The organism is Pseudomonas sp. PLMAX, from assembly GCF_046042685.1.
Taxonomy (GTDB): domain Bacteria; phylum Pseudomonadota; class Gammaproteobacteria; order Pseudomonadales; family Pseudomonadaceae; genus Aquipseudomonas; species Aquipseudomonas putida_AE.
Genome location: NZ_CP064949.1, coordinates 4,833,402 through 4,852,284 on the forward strand (window position 1 = coordinate 4,833,402; position 18,883 = coordinate 4,852,284).

The window sequence follows — 18,883 nt, forward strand, 5'->3', positions numbered from 1 at the left end:
GGGTCTGTTGTTGGTGCTGGTGTTCTGGCTGTCCCTGGCCCTCGGGCCGGTCAGCCTGCCGCTGGGCGATACTCTGCTGGCCGGGCTGCGCTTGCTCGGGATGCCGGTTGACGGTGGTGACACGCAACAGGCGGAGCTGATCCTCGGCCAGATCCGCCTGCCGCGCAGTCTGCTCGGCATCGCGGTGGGTTCGGTACTGGCGCTGTCGGGCGTGGCGATGCAGGGGTTGTTCCGCAACCCGTTGGCGGATCCGGGGCTGGTCGGCGTGTCCGGCGGCGCGGCGCTGGGTGCGGCTGTCGCCATTGTCGGCGGCAGCCTGATGGGCGGTGTGCCGCCTGCCGTCGAACCCTACCTGTTGTCGGTGAGCGCCTTCGTCGGTGGCCTGATCGTCACGGCGGTGGTGTATCGCTTCGGCCGCAGCGATGGCCAGACCAACGTCGCCACCATGCTCCTGGCCGGCGTGGCGATGACGGCCATGGCCGGAGCCGGCGTCGGTCTGTTCACCTACCTGGCCGATGACGCCACGTTGCGCACCCTGACCTTCTGGAACCTGGGCAGCCTCAATGGCGCCAGCTACCCGCGCCTGTGGCCGTTGCTGATTGTGGCGGTGGGTGTGGCGTTGTGGTTGCCGCGGCGCGCGGCGGCGCTCAATGCGATGCTGCTGGGAGAATCGGAAGCTCGTCACCTGGGTTTCAATGTCGAGCGGATCAAGCTTGAGCTGGTGCTGTGCACGGCGCTGGGCGTCGGGGCCGCAGTGGCGGCGGCGGGCCTGATCGGCTTTATCGGTCTGGTGGTGCCGCACCTGATGCGCCTGCTGGTTGGCCCGGATCATCGGGTGTTGTTGCCGGCGTCGTTGCTCGCCGGTGCCAGCCTGCTGTTGCTGGCCGATCTGGTCGCCCGCCTGTTGCTGGCACCGGCCGAGTTGCCGATCGGCATCGTCACCGCACTCATCGGTGCACCCTTCTTCCTTTATCTGCTGGTACGGGGGCGTTCCTGATGCTGCGGGCCAACAATTTGCTGGTGCGGCGCGGTAGTCGCACTGTGCTGGCGGACATCGATATCGAGTTGCGTCCGGGTGAAGTCCTTGGCGTGCTGGGGCCCAACGGCGCCGGTAAAAGCACCCTGCTCGCCGCCTTGTGCGATGAGCTGCCGATCAGTGAAGGGACAGTCAGCCTCGACCAGCGCAAGCTCGCGGACTGGCCGGGGCAGGAACGGGCCAGGCGCCTGGCGGTATTGCCGCAAAGTTCGAGCCTGAACTTCGCCTTCTCGGTCAATGAAGTGGTGGGCATGGGTCGTTTGCCCCATGCCAGCGGGCGTGTGCGCGATGCCGAAATCGTCGCCCAAGCCCTGAGTGCCGCCGACGCCTTGCACCTGGCGGGGCGCAGTTATCTGGCCTTGTCCGGTGGCGAACGCCAACGCGTGCACCTGGCGCGGGTGCTCGCGCAATTGTGGCCGGGTGCCGAGGGGCAGACCCTGCTGCTCGACGAGCCGACCTCGATGCTCGACCCCTTGCACCAGCACACTATTCTGCAAGCGGTGCGCGACTTCGCCGGGCGCGGTGCGGCGGTGCTGGTGATTCTGCACGACCTGAATCTGGCGGCACGTTACTGCGATCAGTTGCTGCTGTTGCATGAGGGACGTGCGCACGCCTACGGTCCACCGGATGAAGTACTTAACGCCGAAGCACTGCAGACGGTGTACGGGTTGCAAGTACTGATTCAGCGGCACCCGGAGCGCGGTCACCCGTTGATTATTGCGCGCTGATAGACGTCTACCGTCCAACAAGGAGATCCGATGCGCATCCTGCTGTTATGCCTGGTCAGCCTGCTGGCTGCCTGCCAATCCCATGACGTCACACCGCCACCGCCGGCGATCGCCTCGCAAGGGCGAGATCACGCCGATCTCGGGGTGATCCTCGAACTCGCCAGCGGGCGCACCCTCGCCCCGCAAGAGCTGGTGGAGCGCCTGGCCGCTGCGCCGCGGGTGCTGGTCGGTGAACAACACGACAATCCCGACCACCATGCCTTGCAACTGTGGCTGCTGCGCCAACTGGCGGCGCAACGCCCGCAAGGTAGCCTGTTGATGGAAATGCTCAACCCCGACCAACAGGCGAAAGTCGATGCGGCACAGTCCGCCAGCCGTGCCGGTCAAGCGCCGGCCGACCCGTACCAGGCGCTGTCCTGGCAAGCCAATTGGGACTGGAGCGTATACGGCGCACTGGTGACCTACGCCCTGCGCCAACCCTACCCGCTGCTGTCGGCCAACCTGGACCGGGCGCAGATCATGCAGATTTATAAACAGCGGCCGACGCTCAGTGGCGAAGCGTCCACCACCCGACAGGTGCAAGCGACATTACTGGACGACATCCGCGAATCCCATTGCGGCATGCTGCCCGAAGCGCAGATGCCGGCGATGCTCGCCGTGCAACAGCAGCGTGACCGACGCATGGCCGAGCGCCTGTTGGCGGCACCGACACCGGCCCTGTTGCTGGCCGGGGCGTTTCATGTGCGCAAGGACCTGGGCGTGCCGTTGCACCTGAAAGACCTCGGCGCGGGTGAAGGTAACGCGGTGCTGGTGCTGGCCGAGGTGGGCAAGACGGTCAGCGCCGATAGCGCGGATTACGTGTGGTACACCGCAGCGCAACCGGAGCAGGACCACTGCGCGCAATTTCGTCGATAACACCCCCCCCTGTAGGAGCTGCCGAAGGCTGCGATCTTTTGATCTTGCCCTTGAAAGCAAATCAAAAGATCGCAGCCTGCGGCAGCTCCTACGGGATCGAGGTACATCCGCCAGGATCAGGGTGTCTGGAAGGTCTGTAAGTAGGCCAGCAGATCATCGATTTTTTCCCGATCGCTGATCCCCCAGAAAATCATCCGCGTACCCGACACCACCGCCTTCGGATCCTCGATGTACGCGGCGAGTTTATCCCGGGTCCAGACGATGCCGGAGGATTTCATGGCATCGGAGTATTGATAGTCCGTGGTGCTCCCGGCGGTGCGTCCGACAATACCGTTGAGCTGCGGACCAAAAAACGCCCGTGCGCCCTCGCCGACCTGGTGGCAGCCGCCGCACACCCGCTTGAACAGTTTCCCGCCCGCTTCTGCGTCCCCTTGTGCGTGCGCCTGCATGCCGAACAGACCCAGGCTCAGGGCAAGGGTCATCATCGCTGTTTTGTTCATCAAGCCAGTACCCACGCAAAAATGGCCGCCATTTGATCATGATCCGGCTTCCTGCGAAATAAATGCCTGCCGTCCATCCCGCCAATGCATCGCGTTGTTATCCCCGCCTAGACTTGAAGGTCAGTCCATCTCCACCAAGCTCACGCACACCCAACAGACGGAGGCAAACATCATGAAAATTGTCGTGATCGGCGGAACCGGGTTGATCGGCACCCAGCTCTGCGAACGGCTGCGCGAGGATGGGCATGATGTCCTGCCCGCCTCGCCGAAATCGGGGGTCAACGCGGTGACCGGGGAAGGCTTGCAGGCTGCCCTGCAAGGCGCCGACGTGGTGGTCGACGTTGCCAACTCGCCCTCGTTCGAAGATGCCGCCGTGCTCGATTTCTTCGAAAAATCCGCGCGCAACCTCGCCGCTGCCGAGAAGGCCGCCGGGGTCAAGCACCACGTCGCACTCTCGGTGGTGGGCACCGAGCGGATGCTCGAAAGCGGTTACTTCCGCGCCAAGATGGCCCAGGAGGAATTGATCAAGAAAGCCGGCGTGCCCTATTCGATCCTGCGTGCCACGCAGTTTTTCGAGTTCATCGGCGCCATTGCTCAATCCGGTGCACAAGGCGACAGCATCCGCCTGACTTCCGCCGCCCTGCAACCGATCGCCTCGGCCGACGTCGCCGCGGCACTGGCCACGATTGCCGTGGCGGCGCCCACCAACAAGACCTCGGAAGTGGCAGGTCCAGACAAGCAGCCGCTGGTCTCGTTCGCCAAGACCTGGCTGCAACACAACAAGGATCAGCGGGAAGTGATTACCGACGACAACGCCGGCTACTTCGGCGCGATCATCAACGACCAGTCACTGACCCCGGGCGCCAATCCCATCGTCGGCAAGACCCACTTCGATCAATGGCTCAAGAGCGCCGGCGCCTGACAGTCAGCCCGCCCACTTCATCAGGAGCGTCCCATGCGAACCCACGTTCTCCTCGCCCTGCTTGCACTGTCCACCCTGCCGCCCCAGGTCCTGGCCGCCGACGCACCGCCCCCGGACGTCAAGGAGGTATCCGTCACCGCGCTTGCCGATTACCCCGGCAAGGAAGTGCTGATGCTCACCGTCGAATACCCGCCGGGCGGTGCCGACCCGGTTCATCGGCACGACGCCCACGGTTTCATCTATGTGCTCGAAGGCTCGATCGTCATGGGGGTCAAGGGTGGCAAGGAAGTCACGCTGATGCCCGGGCAAAGCTTCCACGAAGGCCCCAATGACATCCACACCGTGGGCCGTAATGCGAGCAAGGACAAGCCGGCGAAATTCGTCGTCTTTCTGTTGAAGGATCAGGGCAAGCCGCCCGTCCTCCCGGTCGATTGACGGTCGCTGGTCATACTTGCGTATAAGGCGCCAAGACCAAGGTGTTCATCGAGAGAACCCAGGTGTGAGTGACGGGATTATTCAGGCAAATCAAGATAGCCGCTTCGAATGCCAGGGCTGAAGCGACTGCCTTCACGCCTGTCAGGTTGTGGCTTGAATAATCCCCGAACCCATTAGGTGAACATGATGAACACCCCCGCCTTCGCACTAGGCATTGCTCTTTTCTCAGCCTTCGGTTTCAGTGTTTCGGCGATACACGCTGCTGAAGCCGGTGCCGGAACGGCCGGCGGCGGCACCGCTGCCCATAACGTCGCCGAAGGCGCCACCGACCGCATCAAGGAAAGACAACTGGCCGCCGACGGGGCGGAGCGCCTCAAGCAGGATCAGGTCGCTGAAGGTGGCGCTGATCGTCTGAAGGAACGGCAACTGGCCGAGGGTGGTGCCGATCGTTTGAGAGAGCGGCAACTGGCATCGGACGGTTCCGACCGGCTGAAGCAAAACAGCGTTGCCGCGGGCGGTTACAACTCGATGCGCGGTACTCGGGTTGCAGAAGGCGGCTCTGACCGGTTACGGCAGAACCATTACGCAGATGGCAGCAATGGCTACGATGCCAGCTCCGACGTCATGCCCTATTTCTGTATGGAATGCCGCTGATCAAAAACCTGTAGGAGCCGGCTTGCTGGCTCCTACAGGGTTTCACCTGAGTCAGTCCTTGAAATCGGTGGACAGCGCCAGCTCGTTCCACTCGGCCAGTTCCTGGGCGACAAAGCGGTTTTTCGCCTCTATGCGCGCGATGGTATCGCTGCCCAGCGCCAGCCGTTGCGGCGGTTTCGGCGCATTGACCAGAGCGAGCATGGCCTCGGCGAATTTCACCGGATCACCCGGCTGGGCGTGGTTGGCGGCCTCGGCATGCTTGCGCATGGCGCCCACGGTGTCGTCGTAGTCCGACAGTTCCAGCGCGGTCTTCACCAACGACTGCTCGTCGAGGAAGTCGGTGCGGAAGAAGCCCGGTTCCACCACCGTGGCGTGGATGCCCAGCGGCGCCAGTTCCTGGTGCAGCGCCTCGCTGATGCCTTCCACCGCGAACTTGGTGGAACCGTAGACGCCCCAGCCCATGTAGGCCTGGTAGCCGCCGATGGAGGAAATGTTGATGACATGCCCGCCGCGTTGGCGACGCATGTGCGGCAGCACCGCGCGGGTCACGTTGAGTACGCCGAAGACGTTGGTGGCGAACAGGCGCTCGGTCTCGCTCGCACTGGTTTCCTCCACCGCGCCCAGCACACCGAATCCGGCATTGTTGATCAGCACGTCGATTCGGCCGAAACGCTTGATGCCTTCTGCCACGGCCTGATGCGCTTCTGCTTCGCGGGTCACGTCCAGACGTACGGCCAGCAGGTTTGGATGATCGCCGAGTCTGGCGATGATTTCTTCGGGTTTACGGGCGGTGGCAATGACCGCGTCGCCGGCACGCAGAGCACGTTCTGCGATGAGAGTACCAAAACCACGGGAAGCCCCAGTAATGAACCAAGTACGCATTTCAACTCCTCCTGGCAGCGACCCGAACGTTATTGCCGGGCCTTCTTGATGAGTTGACGCAACTTTAAATCTGCATTACTGATGTGATAATCCCAGTAATTTTGCATGACTTTGTGAACGGTATTCACATATGAAGTCCCCTTCGGCGGCAGATCTCTCGACCTTCCTGTGCGTGGCCAACCACCTGAACTTCAGCCGTGCGGCGGTGGAAATGGGGCTAACCCCTTCTGCGCTGAGCCATGCGGTGCGCACCCTGGAGAACCGGCTTGGCGTGCGGCTATTCAACCGCACCACCCGCAGCGTCGGCCTGACCGAGGCCGGCGAGCGTCTCTTTGCACGATTGAAACCGGCCTTTCGCGATATCGACGATGCCCTGGAAGACCTGAACCATTTTCGCGAAAAACCCTCGGGCAACCTGAGAATCACCGCGGGTCGCCAGGCCGCCGAATTGGTGCTGCTGCCAATGGCCGGCCGGTTCCTGGAAGCCTATCCGGACGTGAAACTGGAGATCGTGACAGACGACGCGCTGGTCGATGTGGTGGCTCAGGGCTTTGACGCCGGAGTGCGCTTCGGTATTCGGTTGGAGGCGGACATGGTCTCCCTGCCGATTGGCAGCACCCTGCGCTCCGTGGTCGTGGGCTCCGCGGAATTTTTCCGCAAGCATCCCGTTCCACAGAAACCCGAAGACCTGCATGGCCTGCCGTGCATCCGCCATCGCTTCCCCAGTGGCACCTTCTATCGCTGGGAGTTCGAACGTGGCGGGATCACCCAGGAAATCGAGGTGGATGGCCCGCTGACCCTGGGCGACGTGAGCCTGATGGTCGGCCCGGCGTTGCAGGGTGTCGGCATGGCTTACGTCTTCGAGGACATGGTCAAGACGCAGATCGCCGACGGCAGCCTGGTTCAGGTGCTGGGTGACTGGTGCCCCTACTACCCCGGCCTGCATCTGTACTACCCAAGCCGACGACATGTGCCCGCAGCGCTCAAGGCTTTCATCGAGTTTGCCCGTACCGCACGGGGGAATGTGTTCTCTTGAGATCAGGTCGTCTGTCAGGCCGCCATCGCCGGCAGGCCAGCTCCCACAAAATCGCTCTGCGCCATGGCGTCCACCAGGCCTGTTGACTACCATCGGCGGCAAGCACTTCATAACCCAGTCAGTGAGAAAAAAAACGATGGTCACCTGCTACCTGAAATATGTGCTGGACCCGTACAAGCTCGACGCATTCGAACACTACGGCAAACTGTGGATTCCACTGGTGGAGAAATTCGGTGGCCAGCATCACGGCTACTTCCTGCCGTCCGAGGGCGCCAACAATATCGCCCTGGCCATGTTCACCTTCCCGAGCCTGGCGGCCTACGAAACCTATCGCCAAGAGTCGATGAACGACGCTGAATGTATCGCCGCCTTCAAGTACGCAGAAGAAACCCGCTGCATCCTCAGTTATGAACGCTCCTTCTTTCGGCCCGTGTTCGGTGAGCCGAAACAGTAAACCGCTCAATCGTAGTCAACGAAAATGTCGCCTGTCGGGCGGCATTTTTTATTTCTCGAACATGGGCTGTCACTGCGCAATAAAACGTCAGATGAATGGTCAGCCAATACAGGGCGAGTTGCCATTGGTAGGACTAACTTTATAAGTCCGCATTGCCAACCCGGCATTCTTAACGCGGTGACCTCCCATGGAAAACATCTCTGTCACCCGCATCACTGGAACAGTTCTTGCCCTGACCATCGGATTGAGTACACCAACAGCACAGGCCGATGAGGCCTATGCCAAGACGTTGATCAAGAAGATGTCCGACTATATGTCAGCGCAAAAAAATATATCGTTCAACTATGACACCATCCTTGAAGTGGTCACCAAAGATAAGCAACGACTGGCACTGGCAGGTTCCGGCACAGTCGCTCTCACCCGGCCTGACAAGTTGCGCAGTACCCGCGCCAGTGGTTTTGCCGACCTGGAGATGGTGTTTGATGGCAAGACCCTGACCCTGTTGGGAAAAGGCAAGAATATCTACACCCAGGTCGAAGTCCCGGGCACGCTGGATCATTTGCTCGATACGCTACGGGATAAATACAACCGGCCGCTTCCCGGCGCAGACCTGTTCATGTCCAATCCCCAGGATCAATTAATGGCCGGCGTGACCGACATCAAGGATCTGGGCAGTGGCGTTATCGGCGGTACCGAATGCGATCACCTGGCTTTCAGGAAGAAAGAAGTTGATTGGCAGATCTGGATCGCCCAGGGCGACAATCCCTACCCTTGCCGTTATTCCATCACTTCAAAAACCATTGCCGGCAGTCCGCAGTACAGCATTCAGCTCAGCGACTTTAAAAGTGGCGATGCCGCACCGGCTGATGATTTCGCTTTCAACAATTCGACCAATGCCCAGAAAATCGAACTGAAAGACCTGCCCAACGCCGAGGACCTGCCCAGCAACTTTGTGCGAGGAAAAACCAAATGAACCTCTTGATCAAATCCTGCGGCTTCCTGCTGGTGGGATTGGTAGCGGTGTGCGCGCTGGAGCTTGGAGAAACCTTGTCGATTCCCGGCGTGCACAGTGTTATCCCTCAAGCCGAAGCGGTGGTCGGGCGTCCACTGACGCCGGTCAGTGTTGCCGGCGTCGCGAGGCGATCGGCGCGGCGCGATTAACCGCCTGCAAAACGATCAACGCTGCAAGTCCAGGCAGTAGGTGTAGTAGCCCGGATCGCGCACGTAACCCAGGGACTCATACAGACGCTGGGCACTGAAGTTGTCGGTGGCGGTTTCCAGGGTCATGCCCTTGGCGCCCATCAACCGGGCAAAGTCGCGGGCGGTGTTCATCAGCAGCGTGCCAACCCCTTTGCCCCGGGCGGCGGGCGTGGTGAACAGGTCGCCGAGCAGCCAGGTGCGGTGTGCGTCGATGGAGGAAAAGGTCGGGAACATCTGCACGAAACCCAGGGTTTCGCCGTCGGTATCCTCGGCGAGAAAGATCACCGACTCATCGCGGGCGATGCGTTCGGCGATGAAGTTGCGCGACTGTGGCAGGTTCGACGGCTGGCCGTAGAAGCCGCGATAGGCGTCGAACAAGGGGGCGATTTTTTCGATGTGGGAGGCGTCAGCGCGCAGGGCCAGGATAGGCATGAGGGTGCTCCATTGCGGTCTCGAGGATCTACAGCCTAGCAACCACAATAGAAATCTTCCTGAATACATCGCAACCTTGTGGGAGCGGGCTTGCTCGCGAAAGCAGAGTGTCAGTCGACACATGTATTGATTGACACACCGCCTTCGCGAGCAAGCCCGCTCCCACAATGGATCGCGGAAAGCAGTTAGACCCGCACGTTACGCCCCGGCAATGTCGTGCGCTGGCTGTTTTCCCAGTTCTCCACCAGCCCCACCGGCACATCCGCCGCCGGCAACATCTGCACCCCACGCACCAGATCCGAAGCCCGCTCGGCAAGCATGATGGTCGGCGCATTGAGGTTGCCGTTCGGCTCGGTCGGGAACACCGAGGAGTCGATCACCCGCAACCCCTGGATGCCGTGCACCCGTAGTTCTGAATCCACCACCGCCATGTCGTCCTCGCCCATGCGGCACGAGCCACACGGATGGTAAGTGCTTTCGAGGTTGTCACGGACAAAGGCATCGAGGTCTTCGTCACTGGTCACCAGCGCGCCGGGGGCGATTTCGCCGTCGCGGAAACGGTCCATGGCTTTCTGGCCGATGATCTCGCGGGTCAGGCGGATGCAGCGGCGGAAGCCTTCGCGGTCCTCTTCGCGCTCCAGGTAGTTGAAGCGGATTTCCGGATGCTCATACGGATCGGCCGAACGCACCCGCACATAACCCCGGCTTTTCGGTTTGTTGGGACCGGTGAGCACCATGAAACCGTGGCCCTTGATCGGCTTGTTGCCGTCGTAGCGCATCGCTGCCGGCAGGAAGTGGAACTGGATGTCCGGCCAGCGCAGGCCCTTCTCGGAGCGGATGAAGCCACCGGCCTCGAAGTGGTTGGTGGCCCCCAGGCCGTCCTTGAACAGCAGCCAGCGCAGGCCGATCATCAGTTTGCTCAGCGGGTCCATCTTGCTGTTGAGGGTCACCGGTTCCTTGCAGCCGAACTGGATGTACACCTCGGCGTGATCCTGCAGGTTCTCCCCTACCCCCGGCAGGTCATGGCGCACGCCGATCCCGGCCTTGCGCAGGACTGCGGCCGGGCCAATGCCCGAGCGTTGCAGCAGGTGCGGCGAACCGATCGGCCCGGACGCGATCAGCACTTCGCGGTTGCAATACACCTGGTGGGTCTGGCCACCGTGGTCATACATGACCCCCACCGCACGCTTGCCTTCGAGAATGACCTGGCGGGTCATCGCATGGGTGATCACCGTCAGGTTCGGACGGCCCATGGCCGGACGCAGGTAGGCATTGGCGGTGGAACAGCGCACACCGTTCTTCACGGTCATGTGCATCGCGCCGAAACCTTCCTGCATGTAGCCGTTGCAGTCTTCGGTCTTGATGTAGCCCGCCTCGGCACCGGCTTCGACCCAGGCTCCGTACAACGGGTTCTTCATGTTGTTGCCGTTGGTGGTGTGCAGCGGCCCGGTCTGCCCGCGATAGCTGTCGCCACCGGACTCGTAGCTTTCGGCACGCTTGAAGTACGGCAGGCAATGCTTGTAGCCCCAGCCCTGGGCGCCAAGGGATTCCCATTCGTCGAAATCCAGGGCGTGGCCGCGGATGTACACCAGGCCGTTGATCGACGAGGAACCACCCAGCACCTTGCCCCGTGGGCAGTGGATGCGCCGGCCGTTGAGGTAGGTTTCCGGCTCGGTTTCGTAGCGCCAGTTGTACTTTTTGGTGTTCATCGGGATCGAAAATGCGCTGGGCATCTGGATCACTACGCTCTTGTCACTGCCGCCGAACTCCAGGACCAGCACCGAGGTGGCCGGGTCTTCGCTCAGGCGGTTGGCCAACACACAACCTGCCGAGCCTGCGCCAATGATGATGTAGTCGTATTTTTGTGTAGACATTCTTTGCGTGGTCATAGCTATCTCCCGACCGTCGATTCAGTGAATACCGGTTGTGGTGACTGTTTGTGGGTCAGCGTGTCGCCGGTGGTGTATTGCGGGGAGGTCTTCTCGATCTGCTGGATCACCGCTTCTTCGCGCTTGAGGTCGATCGAGCGGCTCAGCCAGTAGTACGCCAGGCCCGAGACGATCAGCCCCACCAGCCAGGCGATGTCGATGCTGCCCAGCGCCTTGGCCAGCGGGCCGACATAGACTTCGCGCTGCTCGACGCCGTCGTAGATGTAGAAGAACGGAATCATCGAGAGGAAGCCGATGGCATAGGCGGCGATACCGCGCAGGCCCCAGCTGCCGTAGATGTTGCCGTGGGGCATGAAGAAGTGCGGGATGGCGTAGCGGCCCTTGCGCACGAAGAAGTAGTCGGTGAGGTTGACCGAGGTCCAGGGCACCAGGAAGTACAGCATCACCACCAGGTAGATGCCGAGCACCGACAGGCCTTTGCCGGAACTCTGGATGCTCAGGGCCACGCCCAGTTGCAACAGGATCACGAAGGCGATGGCGAGGATCCGCGCCTTGCGGGTTGGTTCGATGTGCTTGATCGAATCGACACAGGTCAGGGTGGTCAGCTTGGCGCTGTAGATGTTCATCGCGATCACCGGCAGGAACGCCAGGATGGTCACCACCACGACCGCGGTGCCGATCAGCGGCGACACGGTGTTGCCGACTTGACCCAGGGCCACCAGCACGTCGGTTGAGTGCAGGTGATCGGCCAGCCAGCCACCGACGGAAATCATCCACGCACCGGACAGCGAAGCACCGAGGAACACCACGGCGATCAACTTGCCGCTGGAGGTGTTCTTCGGCAGGTAGCGCGAGTAGTCCGATACGTACGGGGCATAGGCGATGTTGTAGCTCGCCGCCGCCGCGAACTGGGCGATGAAACCGGTCCAGTTGAAGCCCAGCGGCGCCGGGGCCACTTCGCCTTCGGCCAGTGCCGGCAAGACCGCATCCGGCACCCAGCCCATCACCACCGCCAGGGTCACCAGGCCGTACAGCGGCAGCGACAGGTACAACGCCCATTTGAAGCTGCGGTGCATCCAGTCATGGCCGAGGATGGCCAACACCGCCGCCGGAATGGTCACCGCCACCGCGATCACTGCGGGGTTGAAACCGAACAGCGTGTGCAGGCCCTGCATCATCAGGACCAGGTTGACGATGTTGAACCCGGCGAACACGAACAGCGTCGCCAGCAGCACGAGGATCACGCCGCGGTAACCGAACTGCGCACGGGACTGGATCATCTGCGGCAAGCCCAGGTGCGGGCCTTGGGATCCGTGAAACGCCATGAACAGCGTGCCGAACATGATGCCCAGGGTGCCGGCGAGCGTGGTCCACAGCGCGGTCAGGCCGACGCTCGGGCCGACGAAGCCGATGGTCATGGTGAAGAAGGTGAAGTTGCCGAGAAACCAGAACGGGCCCTGGCTCGACAGTTTGTCGGTGCGTTCGTCCTCGGGGATGAAGTCAATCGAATGCCCCTCGACGACGGACTTGTCATCGAGGGAGGACACACTCGTGGCGGACTTGGCGTTTGTGTTCATGATGGACTCTTATTGTTGGAAGATCATGACGAGATAACCGCATTCTTCGGGTGAACGACGCCCGGGGGGCCTCCATGCCGTTCCTGATGTTCAAACGTGTAAATGACGAAAAACCTGTAGGAGCGAGCTTGCTCGCGAAAGCGGTGGGTCAGGCAACATATTTGTCGAATGTGCCGGCCTCTTCGCGAGCAAGCTCGCTCCTACAAAGGGCAGGCGTCAGGCTGGCAGCGTGATCCACACCGCCTTGGTTTCGAGCAGGTAGTCGAGCTGCTCCGCGCCCAGGTCCTTGCCGAAGCCGGACTGCTTGTAGCCACCGAACGGCATCGACGGGTCCAGGGTGCCGTGGGCGTTGACGTAGACCGAGCCGGCCTTGAGGCGTGGAATCAGGCTGTGCACCTTGCCCAGGTCGTTGGAATACAGTGCCGCCGCCAGGCCGTAGACCGAGTCATTGGCCAGGGCCAGCGCCTCTTCCTCATCGTCGAAGGGTGCGGTGACCAGCACCGGACCGAAGATCTCTTCCTGGACGATGCGCATGTCGTTGCGGCAATTGGCGAAGATGGTCGGCTCGACGAAGAAGCCAGGGCCATCCACCGGTTGGCCGCCGTAGACCAGTTCGGCGCCTTCGGCCTTGCCGGTCTCGATGTACTCGGTCACGCGCTGCTTTTGCAGGGCCGAGACCAGTGGGCCGATGAAGCAGTCCGGGTCCAGGCCCGGGGCCATTTTCAGGGTGCGCGTATAGGCGATCAGCTCACCCAGGAATTGTTCGTAGACGCTGCTATGAATATAGGCCCGCGTGCCGGCGTCGCATACCTGCCCGGAGTTGAAAAACACCCCGTTGGCGACCGCTTGTGCCGCCGCCGGAATGTCGGCATCGGCAAACACGATGACCGGTGACTTTCCGCCCAGTTCCAGGGTCAGGCGCTTCATGTCGTCCAGCGCCGCGCGGCCAACGGTAAGGCCGACCGGGGTCGAACCGGTGAAGGTCAATTTGTCGATGCCGGGATGGGTGGTCATGGCCGCACCGACCACGCTGCCGCGTCCGGTGACGATGTTGATCACGCCGTCCGGAATGCCCGCTTCCTGCACCAGTTCCGCGAAACGCAGGGCCGACAGCGAGGTCAACTCGGCGGGCTTGACCACCACGGTGCAACCGGTGGCCAGCGCCGCGCCGAGTTTCCAGGCCATGGTTTGCAGCGGGAAGTTCCACGGCACGATGGCACCGACCACGCCCACCGCTTCCTTGCGGGTATAGGCCAGGTAATTGCCCGGCAGCGAAGGCTCGACGGTGCGGCCGTGGAGCTTGGTGGCCCAACCGGCGAAATAGCGCAGGGTATCGACGGTGCCCTGGATGTCGACGTCCCTGGCGAAGGCGACCGACTTGCCCATGTCGATCGATTCGATTTGCGCGAGTTCGGCGGCGTTCTGTTCGATCAAGTCCGCCAGGCGCTGGATCAGGCGTTCCCGTTGCGCCGGTTTGGCCTGGCTCCATTCGCCACCGTCGAACTGCGCACGGGCGGCTAACACCGCGCGGTCCAGGTCAGCGGTGGTGCCCATGGGAATGCGGGTGATCAGGCCTTCGGTGGAGGGCTCGATCACATCGGAAGTCTGGCCGTCGCTGGCTTCGACCCAGGCGCCGCCGATGAACATCTTCTGCACTTTGCTGAGGAAGGTCTGGGTGGCTTCGCTCACGCCGAATTTTTGCAGGTAACTCTTGACGATCGTGTCCATTTTTATTCTCTCTGCCCGGCAGTCAGGCACTGCCGGGGTATGGGTTTCGATGTTCAGGCCTGCTCTTAAGCCAGTGTCGCTTCACTCTCGGCGGCCGCACGTACCAAGCCACGCTCGTGAAAGATGAAACCGATGCTGTTGAGCAGCAGTTGCGCGGCGAGGATCGAGGTCATGCCGGTCGGGTCGTACACCGGTGCAACCTCCACCAGGTCCATGCCGACGATGTTGCCCTTGCTGCGCTTGGCCAGGGCCTGGATGATTTCCAGCACTTCGTAGTAGAGGAAGCCGCCGTGGCTCGGAGTGCCGGTGCCCGGGGCGATGGACGGGTCGAAGCCGTCGATGTCGATGGTGATGTAGTAGTTGATGTTCTCCGGGATCAGCGCCAGTACACCGTCGACGCCGAGGCGACGCACATCGCGCACCGAGAGGATCTTCGAGCCGGCTTCGTGGGCCGCTTCGTAGTCGTCGCGGTTGGACGACGAGACGTTGCGGATGCCCATCTGGGTCATGCCGACGATGTGGTTCATTTCCGAGGCGCGGCGCAGCGGGTTGCCGTGGCCGTAACGCACGCCGTGGCGCTCGTCGACGAAGTCCAGGTGCGCATCGAAGTGGATGATGTGGATCGGGCCACGGCCTTCGAAGGCCTTGATCACTGGCGCGTGTACCGAGTGATCGCCGCCGAGCACCACCGGCATCACACCGGCATCGAGGATCTTGCGCACGGCGTATTCGGTGTTCTTGTTACTGGTGGCCATGTCGGTGTGGACGATGTCGGCATCACCGACGTCGACCATGCGCACGTCCGAGGCGGTGAGGTACATCACGTCATCTTCGTGATCGTAGGCGCCGGCGTGGCCGAAGGAAAACAGCGTCGATGCTTCACGGATCCCGCGTGGTCCGAAGCGTGCGCCGGAGCGCCACTGGGTGCCCATGTCGTTGGGCACGCCAAGCACCGCGACGTCGGCATCCAGGGCATCCCAATCGGTGCACACCGGGGATTTGCCAAAGGTGCAATGACCCACGAATGGCAGGTTCAGACGACCGGATTCATAACCGTTGTTCGACATTTCTAGCCTCTCCACTTCTTGTTATCGGCTTGGCGGAACTGCAAGGCGACCGCCGTTGGAGTGACTATGGGCGCAGGTTTTCGTGGAAAAAATGCTAAACATCAGATACTCATATCGGCATTACCGATGCATCCACAGGCCGGAGGTCAACGTGATTCAACTGCACGATGTCGATCTGAAGTTGCTCAGGGTGTTTGCCACGATCGTCCGCTGCGGCGGTTTCTCCGCCGCCCAGGCGGCGTTGAATGCCGGGCAGTCGACGATCAGCGAACAGATGACCCATCTGGAAACCCGCCTTGGGGTCAAGCTGTGCCAGCGCGGGCGCAGCGGGTTCCGCCTGACCGAGCAAGGGGTGGCGATCCATGAGGCGACCCAGCGCCTGCTGTCGGCGGTGGAAAATTTCTGCATGGACGCCGACGTGCTCAAGCAGCACATCAGCGGCAAGCTCAACCTGGGGATCATCGACACCACCATCACCGACCCGGACTCGCCCATTCCGCGCACCACCCAGCGGTTCGTGTCGCGCGGGCATGACGTGCACCTGAACGTGTACGTCGGCACCCCCGCCGAGCTGGAAGAACGGGTGCTCGACGGTCGCCTGCACCTGGCCATCGGGCACTTTCCGATCCATGTGCCGGGCCTGCTGCAATCGCCGCTGTACCAGGAAGCGCTGGGCTTGTATTGCGGGCGCCGGCATCCGCTGTATGGCAGCCAGGCTGAGGGTGAGGAACTGCTCGAAGAAGTCGCGGCCGGGCGGATCGTCGTGCGCGGCTACATGCAGCAATACGACCTCGAACACCTGGGCGTGAGCAAGGCGGCCGCCACCGTGGACAACATCGAAGCCACTGCGATCCTGATCATTTCCGGCGCCTACCTGGGTTTCCTGCCGGAGCACTTCGCCGCGCAATGGGTCAAGAGTGGCGAGATGCACCAATTGGCCCCGGGGAGTTTGCGCTTGCGATCACCGTTCGACGTGATCACCCGGCGCGGCGTGGCACCGCCGCCGATCCTGCAGGCGTTCCTCGAGGACCTGGCGGCCAGTGCGCGTAAAACCGGCAACCCGTGACATCACGCTCGCCAAATTCCAAGAGCCCCCGGCATACTGATTTTCGTTTGCCAATTTTGCAGGTCCGTCATGCGCATCCACGTCACCTTCATCGACCGCGTCGGCATCACCCAGGAAGTGCTGGCCCTGCTCGGCGGGCGCAGCTTCAATCTGGACGCCGTGGAGATGGTGCCGCCGAACGTATACATCGACGCCCCGACCCTCGGCGCCGAAGTGCTGGAAGAGTTGCGCGAGGCGCTGTTCGGCGTGCGCGGCGTGCAGGCGGTGACCATGGTCGACATCCTTCCGGGGCAACGTCGGCGCCTGCAACTGGATGCCCTGCTCGCCGCCAGTTCCGACCCGGTGCTGGCGGTGGACGATCGCGGGCATGTGCTGCTGGCCAATCCGGCATTGATCGCCCTGTGCGGTCGCGAACCGGCCGGTGAATCCCTGAGCGCACTGTTCGACGACGCCGATCTGCAACGCACCTTGATCACCCACCACTTCCGCCTGCCCATGCACGAGGTCAGCCTCGGCGGCCACACCCTGCTACTCGATGCCATGCCGATCACCGACGCCGGCGCCCTGCTCACCCTGTACCAACCCAACCGCATCGGCGAGCGCCTGTCGGCGCTGCACCATGATCACGCCGAAGGTTTCGATGCGCTGCTCGGTGAATCGCCGCCGATCCGCTCGCTCAAGGCCCGCGCGCAACGGGTGGCGGCCCTCGATGCACCGCTGTTGATCCAGGGCGAAACCGGCACCGGCAAGGAACTGGTGGCCCGCGCCTGTCACGCCATCAGCGGTCGGCGGGACGCGCCCTTCCTGGCCCTGAACTGCGCGGCGCTGCCCGAAAGCCTGGCCGAAAGCGAGCTGTTCGGCTACGCCCCCGGCGCGTTCACCGGGGCGCAACGGGGCGGCAAGCTCGGGCTGCTGGAACTGGCCGACCAGGGCACGGTATTTCTCGACGAAGTCGGCGAGATGTCGCCGTATCTGCAAGCCAAGTTGCTGCGCTTCTTGAGCGATGGCTGCTTCCGTCGGGTCGGTGGCGATCGTGAGGTCAAGGTCAACGTGCGGATCCTCAGCGCGACCCACCGCGACCTGGAAAAGATGGTCAGCGAGGGGCACTTTCGCGAAGACCTGTTCTACCGCCTCAACGTGCTCAACCTGCAAGTACCGCCGCTGCGCGAACGGGGCCACGACATCCTGTTGATGGCCCAGCACTTCATGCAACAAGCCTGCGCACAGATCCAGCGCCCGGTCTGCCGCCTGGCGCCCAGCACCTTTCCCGCCCTGCTCGGCAACCGCTGGCCGGGGAACGTACGGCAACTGCAAAACGTGATCTTTCGCGCTGCGGCGATTTGTGAGAATCCGTTGGTGGATATTGATGATCTCGATATTGCCAGGACGGCGGTGGAGCGGCAGAACGATGGCGAGGTGGGCAGCCTCGAGGATGCCGTCGAAGGGTTTGAAAAGAATCTGCTGGAAAAACTGTATCGCAGCTATCCGTCCAGCCGCTTGCTCGCGGCGCGCCTGCAAACCTCCCATAGCGCGATCGCCATCCGGCTGCGCAAATACGGCATACCCAACAAATCGTAAGACAGCCTCGATCAAATGTGGGAGCGGGCTTGCTCGCGAAGGCGGTGTGTCAGGCACCTACAGAGTTGCTGACCCGACGCCTTCGCGAGCAAGCCCGCTCCCACAGGGATTGAGTGGCATTCGATATAGTCTTCGAATCGATACAGCGTATCGAAATCAAGACAATACCCTCTCAACCTGTCTGGCCCGGGCTTTGGCCCCTTCCCCTCTCCTGCCTGTATTGATTTCAATACGCCAGCCGCCCCCGAAACAGCCTTATAAAACACTAAGCCATTGATTTAAAACAACAAACCAACCTTGGCACCGCCCTTGCTATCTCTCCTCCAGCCAAGCTCAACGCGAGCCTGCCCATCGCCCTCCGCCACCTGCAGCGGATGAGTCTGAACAATGAGGAGTTGATATGAGCGAATTGCGTTTTACCGTCGATCACGAATGGCTGCGCACCGAAACTGACGGCACTGTCACCGTTGGCATCACGGCGTTTGCCCAGCAGGCCTTGGGGGATGTGGTGTTCGTTCAGGTGCCCGAGCTGGGCAGCTTTGATGCCGGTGCCGAAGTGTCGGTGCTGGAATCGGTGAAAGCCGCCAGCAGCATCGGCATGCCGCTGGACGGCGAGGTGCTGGAAGTGAATTCGGAATTGGACAGCACCCCGGAGCTGGTCAACGAAGACCCGCTGGGCGAAGGCTGGTTCTTCCGCTTCAAACCCGCTGACGCTGCGGCGGTCGGTCAACTGCTGGACCAGGCTGCCTACGAGCGCCTGATCCAAGACCAGACCGACGCGTGA

The 18,883-nt window shown here is 62.1% G+C and carries 20 protein-coding genes; 13 read left to right on the forward strand and 7 right to left on the reverse strand.

Going from position 1 to position 18,883, the window contains the following annotated elements; genetic code table 11:
• Nucleotides 1-13: 13 nt before the first annotated feature.
• Genes DKB71_RS21930 through DKB71_RS21940 form a run of 3 tightly spaced genes read left to right on the forward strand, consistent with a single transcriptional unit; the run spans nucleotide 14 to nucleotide 2,679 of the window.
• Nucleotides 14-997, forward strand: a complete 984-nt coding sequence (locus tag DKB71_RS21930) for a FecCD family ABC transporter permease (protein ID WP_408601145.1) — start codon at nucleotides 14-16, stop codon at nucleotides 995-997.
• Nucleotides 997-1,764: a heme ABC transporter ATP-binding protein gene (locus DKB71_RS21935; protein WP_408597389.1), complete on the forward strand. Its 768-nt coding sequence runs from the start codon at nucleotides 997-999 to the stop codon at nucleotides 1,762-1,764. The genes DKB71_RS21930 and DKB71_RS21935 overlap by 1 nt, the downstream gene beginning before the upstream one ends.
• Nucleotides 1,765-1,794: 30 nt before the next feature.
• Nucleotides 1,795-2,679 carry a ChaN family lipoprotein gene (locus DKB71_RS21940; RefSeq protein WP_408597391.1) on the forward strand — a complete coding sequence of 295 codons (885 nt, stop codon included), beginning with the start codon at nucleotides 1,795-1,797 and terminating at the stop codon, nucleotides 2,677-2,679.
• Nucleotides 2,680-2,795: 116 nt separating this feature from the next.
• Here the strand turns inward: DKB71_RS21940 and DKB71_RS21945 are convergent, their stop codons facing one another.
• A complete protein-coding gene (locus DKB71_RS21945) occupies nucleotides 2,796-3,179 on the reverse strand; it encodes a c-type cytochrome (RefSeq protein WP_408597393.1) in 384 nt (127 codons plus the stop codon).
• 172 nt (nucleotides 3,180-3,351) lie between these two features.
• On the opposite strand from DKB71_RS21945, the gene DKB71_RS21950 reads away from it, so the two are divergent.
• From DKB71_RS21950 to DKB71_RS21960, 3 genes are all read left to right on the forward strand, one after another.
• Entirely contained in the window at nucleotides 3,352-4,101 is a 750-nt protein-coding gene (locus DKB71_RS21950) for an SDR family oxidoreductase (protein WP_408597395.1), read from the forward strand.
• Nucleotides 4,102-4,134: 33 nt separating this feature from the next.
• The gene (locus tag DKB71_RS21955; RefSeq protein WP_323627695.1) at nucleotides 4,135-4,536 is read left to right on the forward strand and encodes a cupin domain-containing protein; all 402 of its coding nucleotides are present in this window, start codon (nucleotides 4,135-4,137) and stop codon (nucleotides 4,534-4,536) included.
• 186 nt (nucleotides 4,537-4,722) lie between these two features.
• The gene (locus tag DKB71_RS21960; protein ID WP_406592397.1) at nucleotides 4,723-5,190 is read left to right on the forward strand and encodes a hypothetical protein; all 468 of its coding nucleotides are present in this window, start codon (nucleotides 4,723-4,725) and stop codon (nucleotides 5,188-5,190) included.
• 51 nt (nucleotides 5,191-5,241) lie between these two features.
• Here the strand turns inward: DKB71_RS21960 and DKB71_RS21965 are convergent, their stop codons facing one another.
• Entirely contained in the window at nucleotides 5,242-6,072 is an 831-nt protein-coding gene (locus DKB71_RS21965; RefSeq protein ID WP_323609260.1) for an oxidoreductase, read from the reverse strand.
• Nucleotides 6,073-6,202: 130 nt separating this feature from the next.
• On the opposite strand from DKB71_RS21965, the gene DKB71_RS21970 reads away from it, so the two are divergent.
• The 4 genes from DKB71_RS21970 (at nucleotide 6,203) to DKB71_RS21985 (ending at nucleotide 8,723) form a co-directional block, all read left to right on the forward strand.
• On the forward strand, nucleotides 6,203-7,108 hold the full coding sequence (locus DKB71_RS21970; protein ID WP_408597398.1) for a LysR family transcriptional regulator: 906 nt from the start codon (nucleotides 6,203-6,205) through the stop codon (nucleotides 7,106-7,108).
• 136 nt (nucleotides 7,109-7,244) lie between these two features.
• Complete coding sequence (locus tag DKB71_RS21975) at nucleotides 7,245-7,562, forward strand: NIPSNAP family protein (RefSeq protein WP_274076586.1); 318 nt, start codon at nucleotides 7,245-7,247, stop codon at nucleotides 7,560-7,562.
• Nucleotides 7,563-7,749: 187 nt separating this feature from the next.
• Nucleotides 7,750-8,535, forward strand: coding sequence for a DUF2092 domain-containing protein (locus DKB71_RS21980; RefSeq protein ID WP_408597400.1), 786 nt, complete (start codon nucleotides 7,750-7,752; stop codon nucleotides 8,533-8,535).
• Entirely contained in the window at nucleotides 8,532-8,723 is a 192-nt protein-coding gene (locus DKB71_RS21985; protein ID WP_408597402.1) for a hypothetical protein, read from the forward strand. Before DKB71_RS21980 ends, DKB71_RS21985 begins: the two co-directional genes overlap by 4 nt.
• A gap of 15 nt (nucleotides 8,724-8,738) precedes the next feature.
• Here the strand turns inward: DKB71_RS21985 and DKB71_RS21990 are convergent, their stop codons facing one another.
• The 5 genes from DKB71_RS21990 to speB all read right to left on the reverse strand — a co-directional run bounded on the left by DKB71_RS21990 (nucleotide 8,739) and on the right by speB (nucleotide 15,455).
• Complete coding sequence (locus tag DKB71_RS21990; RefSeq protein WP_323609257.1) at nucleotides 8,739-9,194, reverse strand: GNAT family N-acetyltransferase; 456 nt, start codon at nucleotides 9,192-9,194, stop codon at nucleotides 8,739-8,741.
• A 185-nt stretch (nucleotides 9,195-9,379) separates the two neighbouring features.
• Nucleotides 9,380-11,068, reverse strand: a complete 1,689-nt coding sequence (gene betA, locus DKB71_RS21995; protein WP_408601147.1) for a choline dehydrogenase — start codon at nucleotides 11,066-11,068, stop codon at nucleotides 9,380-9,382.
• Nucleotides 11,069-11,085: 17 nt separating this feature from the next.
• Nucleotides 11,086-12,660, reverse strand: coding sequence for a cytosine permease (locus DKB71_RS22000; RefSeq protein WP_323609256.1), 1,575 nt, complete (start codon nucleotides 12,658-12,660; stop codon nucleotides 11,086-11,088).
• Nucleotides 12,661-12,876: 216 nt separating this feature from the next.
• The gene (locus DKB71_RS22005) at nucleotides 12,877-14,388 is read right to left on the reverse strand and encodes an aldehyde dehydrogenase family protein (RefSeq protein ID WP_408597405.1); all 1,512 of its coding nucleotides are present in this window, start codon (nucleotides 14,386-14,388) and stop codon (nucleotides 12,877-12,879) included.
• A 65-nt stretch (nucleotides 14,389-14,453) separates the two neighbouring features.
• A complete protein-coding gene (gene speB / locus DKB71_RS22010) occupies nucleotides 14,454-15,455 on the reverse strand; it encodes an agmatinase (protein WP_408597407.1) in 1,002 nt (333 codons plus the stop codon).
• Between the two features lie 151 nt (nucleotides 15,456-15,606).
• Between speB and DKB71_RS22015 the strand changes: the two genes are divergently transcribed.
• The 3 genes from DKB71_RS22015 (at nucleotide 15,607) to gcvH (ending at nucleotide 18,883) form a co-directional block, all read left to right on the forward strand.
• Nucleotides 15,607-16,521, forward strand: coding sequence for a LysR family transcriptional regulator (locus DKB71_RS22015; RefSeq protein WP_274076579.1), 915 nt, complete (start codon nucleotides 15,607-15,609; stop codon nucleotides 16,519-16,521).
• A 69-nt stretch (nucleotides 16,522-16,590) separates the two neighbouring features.
• On the forward strand, nucleotides 16,591-18,099 hold the full coding sequence (locus DKB71_RS22020) for a sigma-54-dependent transcriptional regulator (protein ID WP_408597410.1): 1,509 nt from the start codon (nucleotides 16,591-16,593) through the stop codon (nucleotides 18,097-18,099).
• A gap of 400 nt (nucleotides 18,100-18,499) precedes the next feature.
• Nucleotides 18,500-18,883, forward strand: coding sequence for a glycine cleavage system protein GcvH (gcvH, locus tag DKB71_RS22025; RefSeq protein WP_274076577.1), 384 nt, complete (start codon nucleotides 18,500-18,502; stop codon nucleotides 18,881-18,883).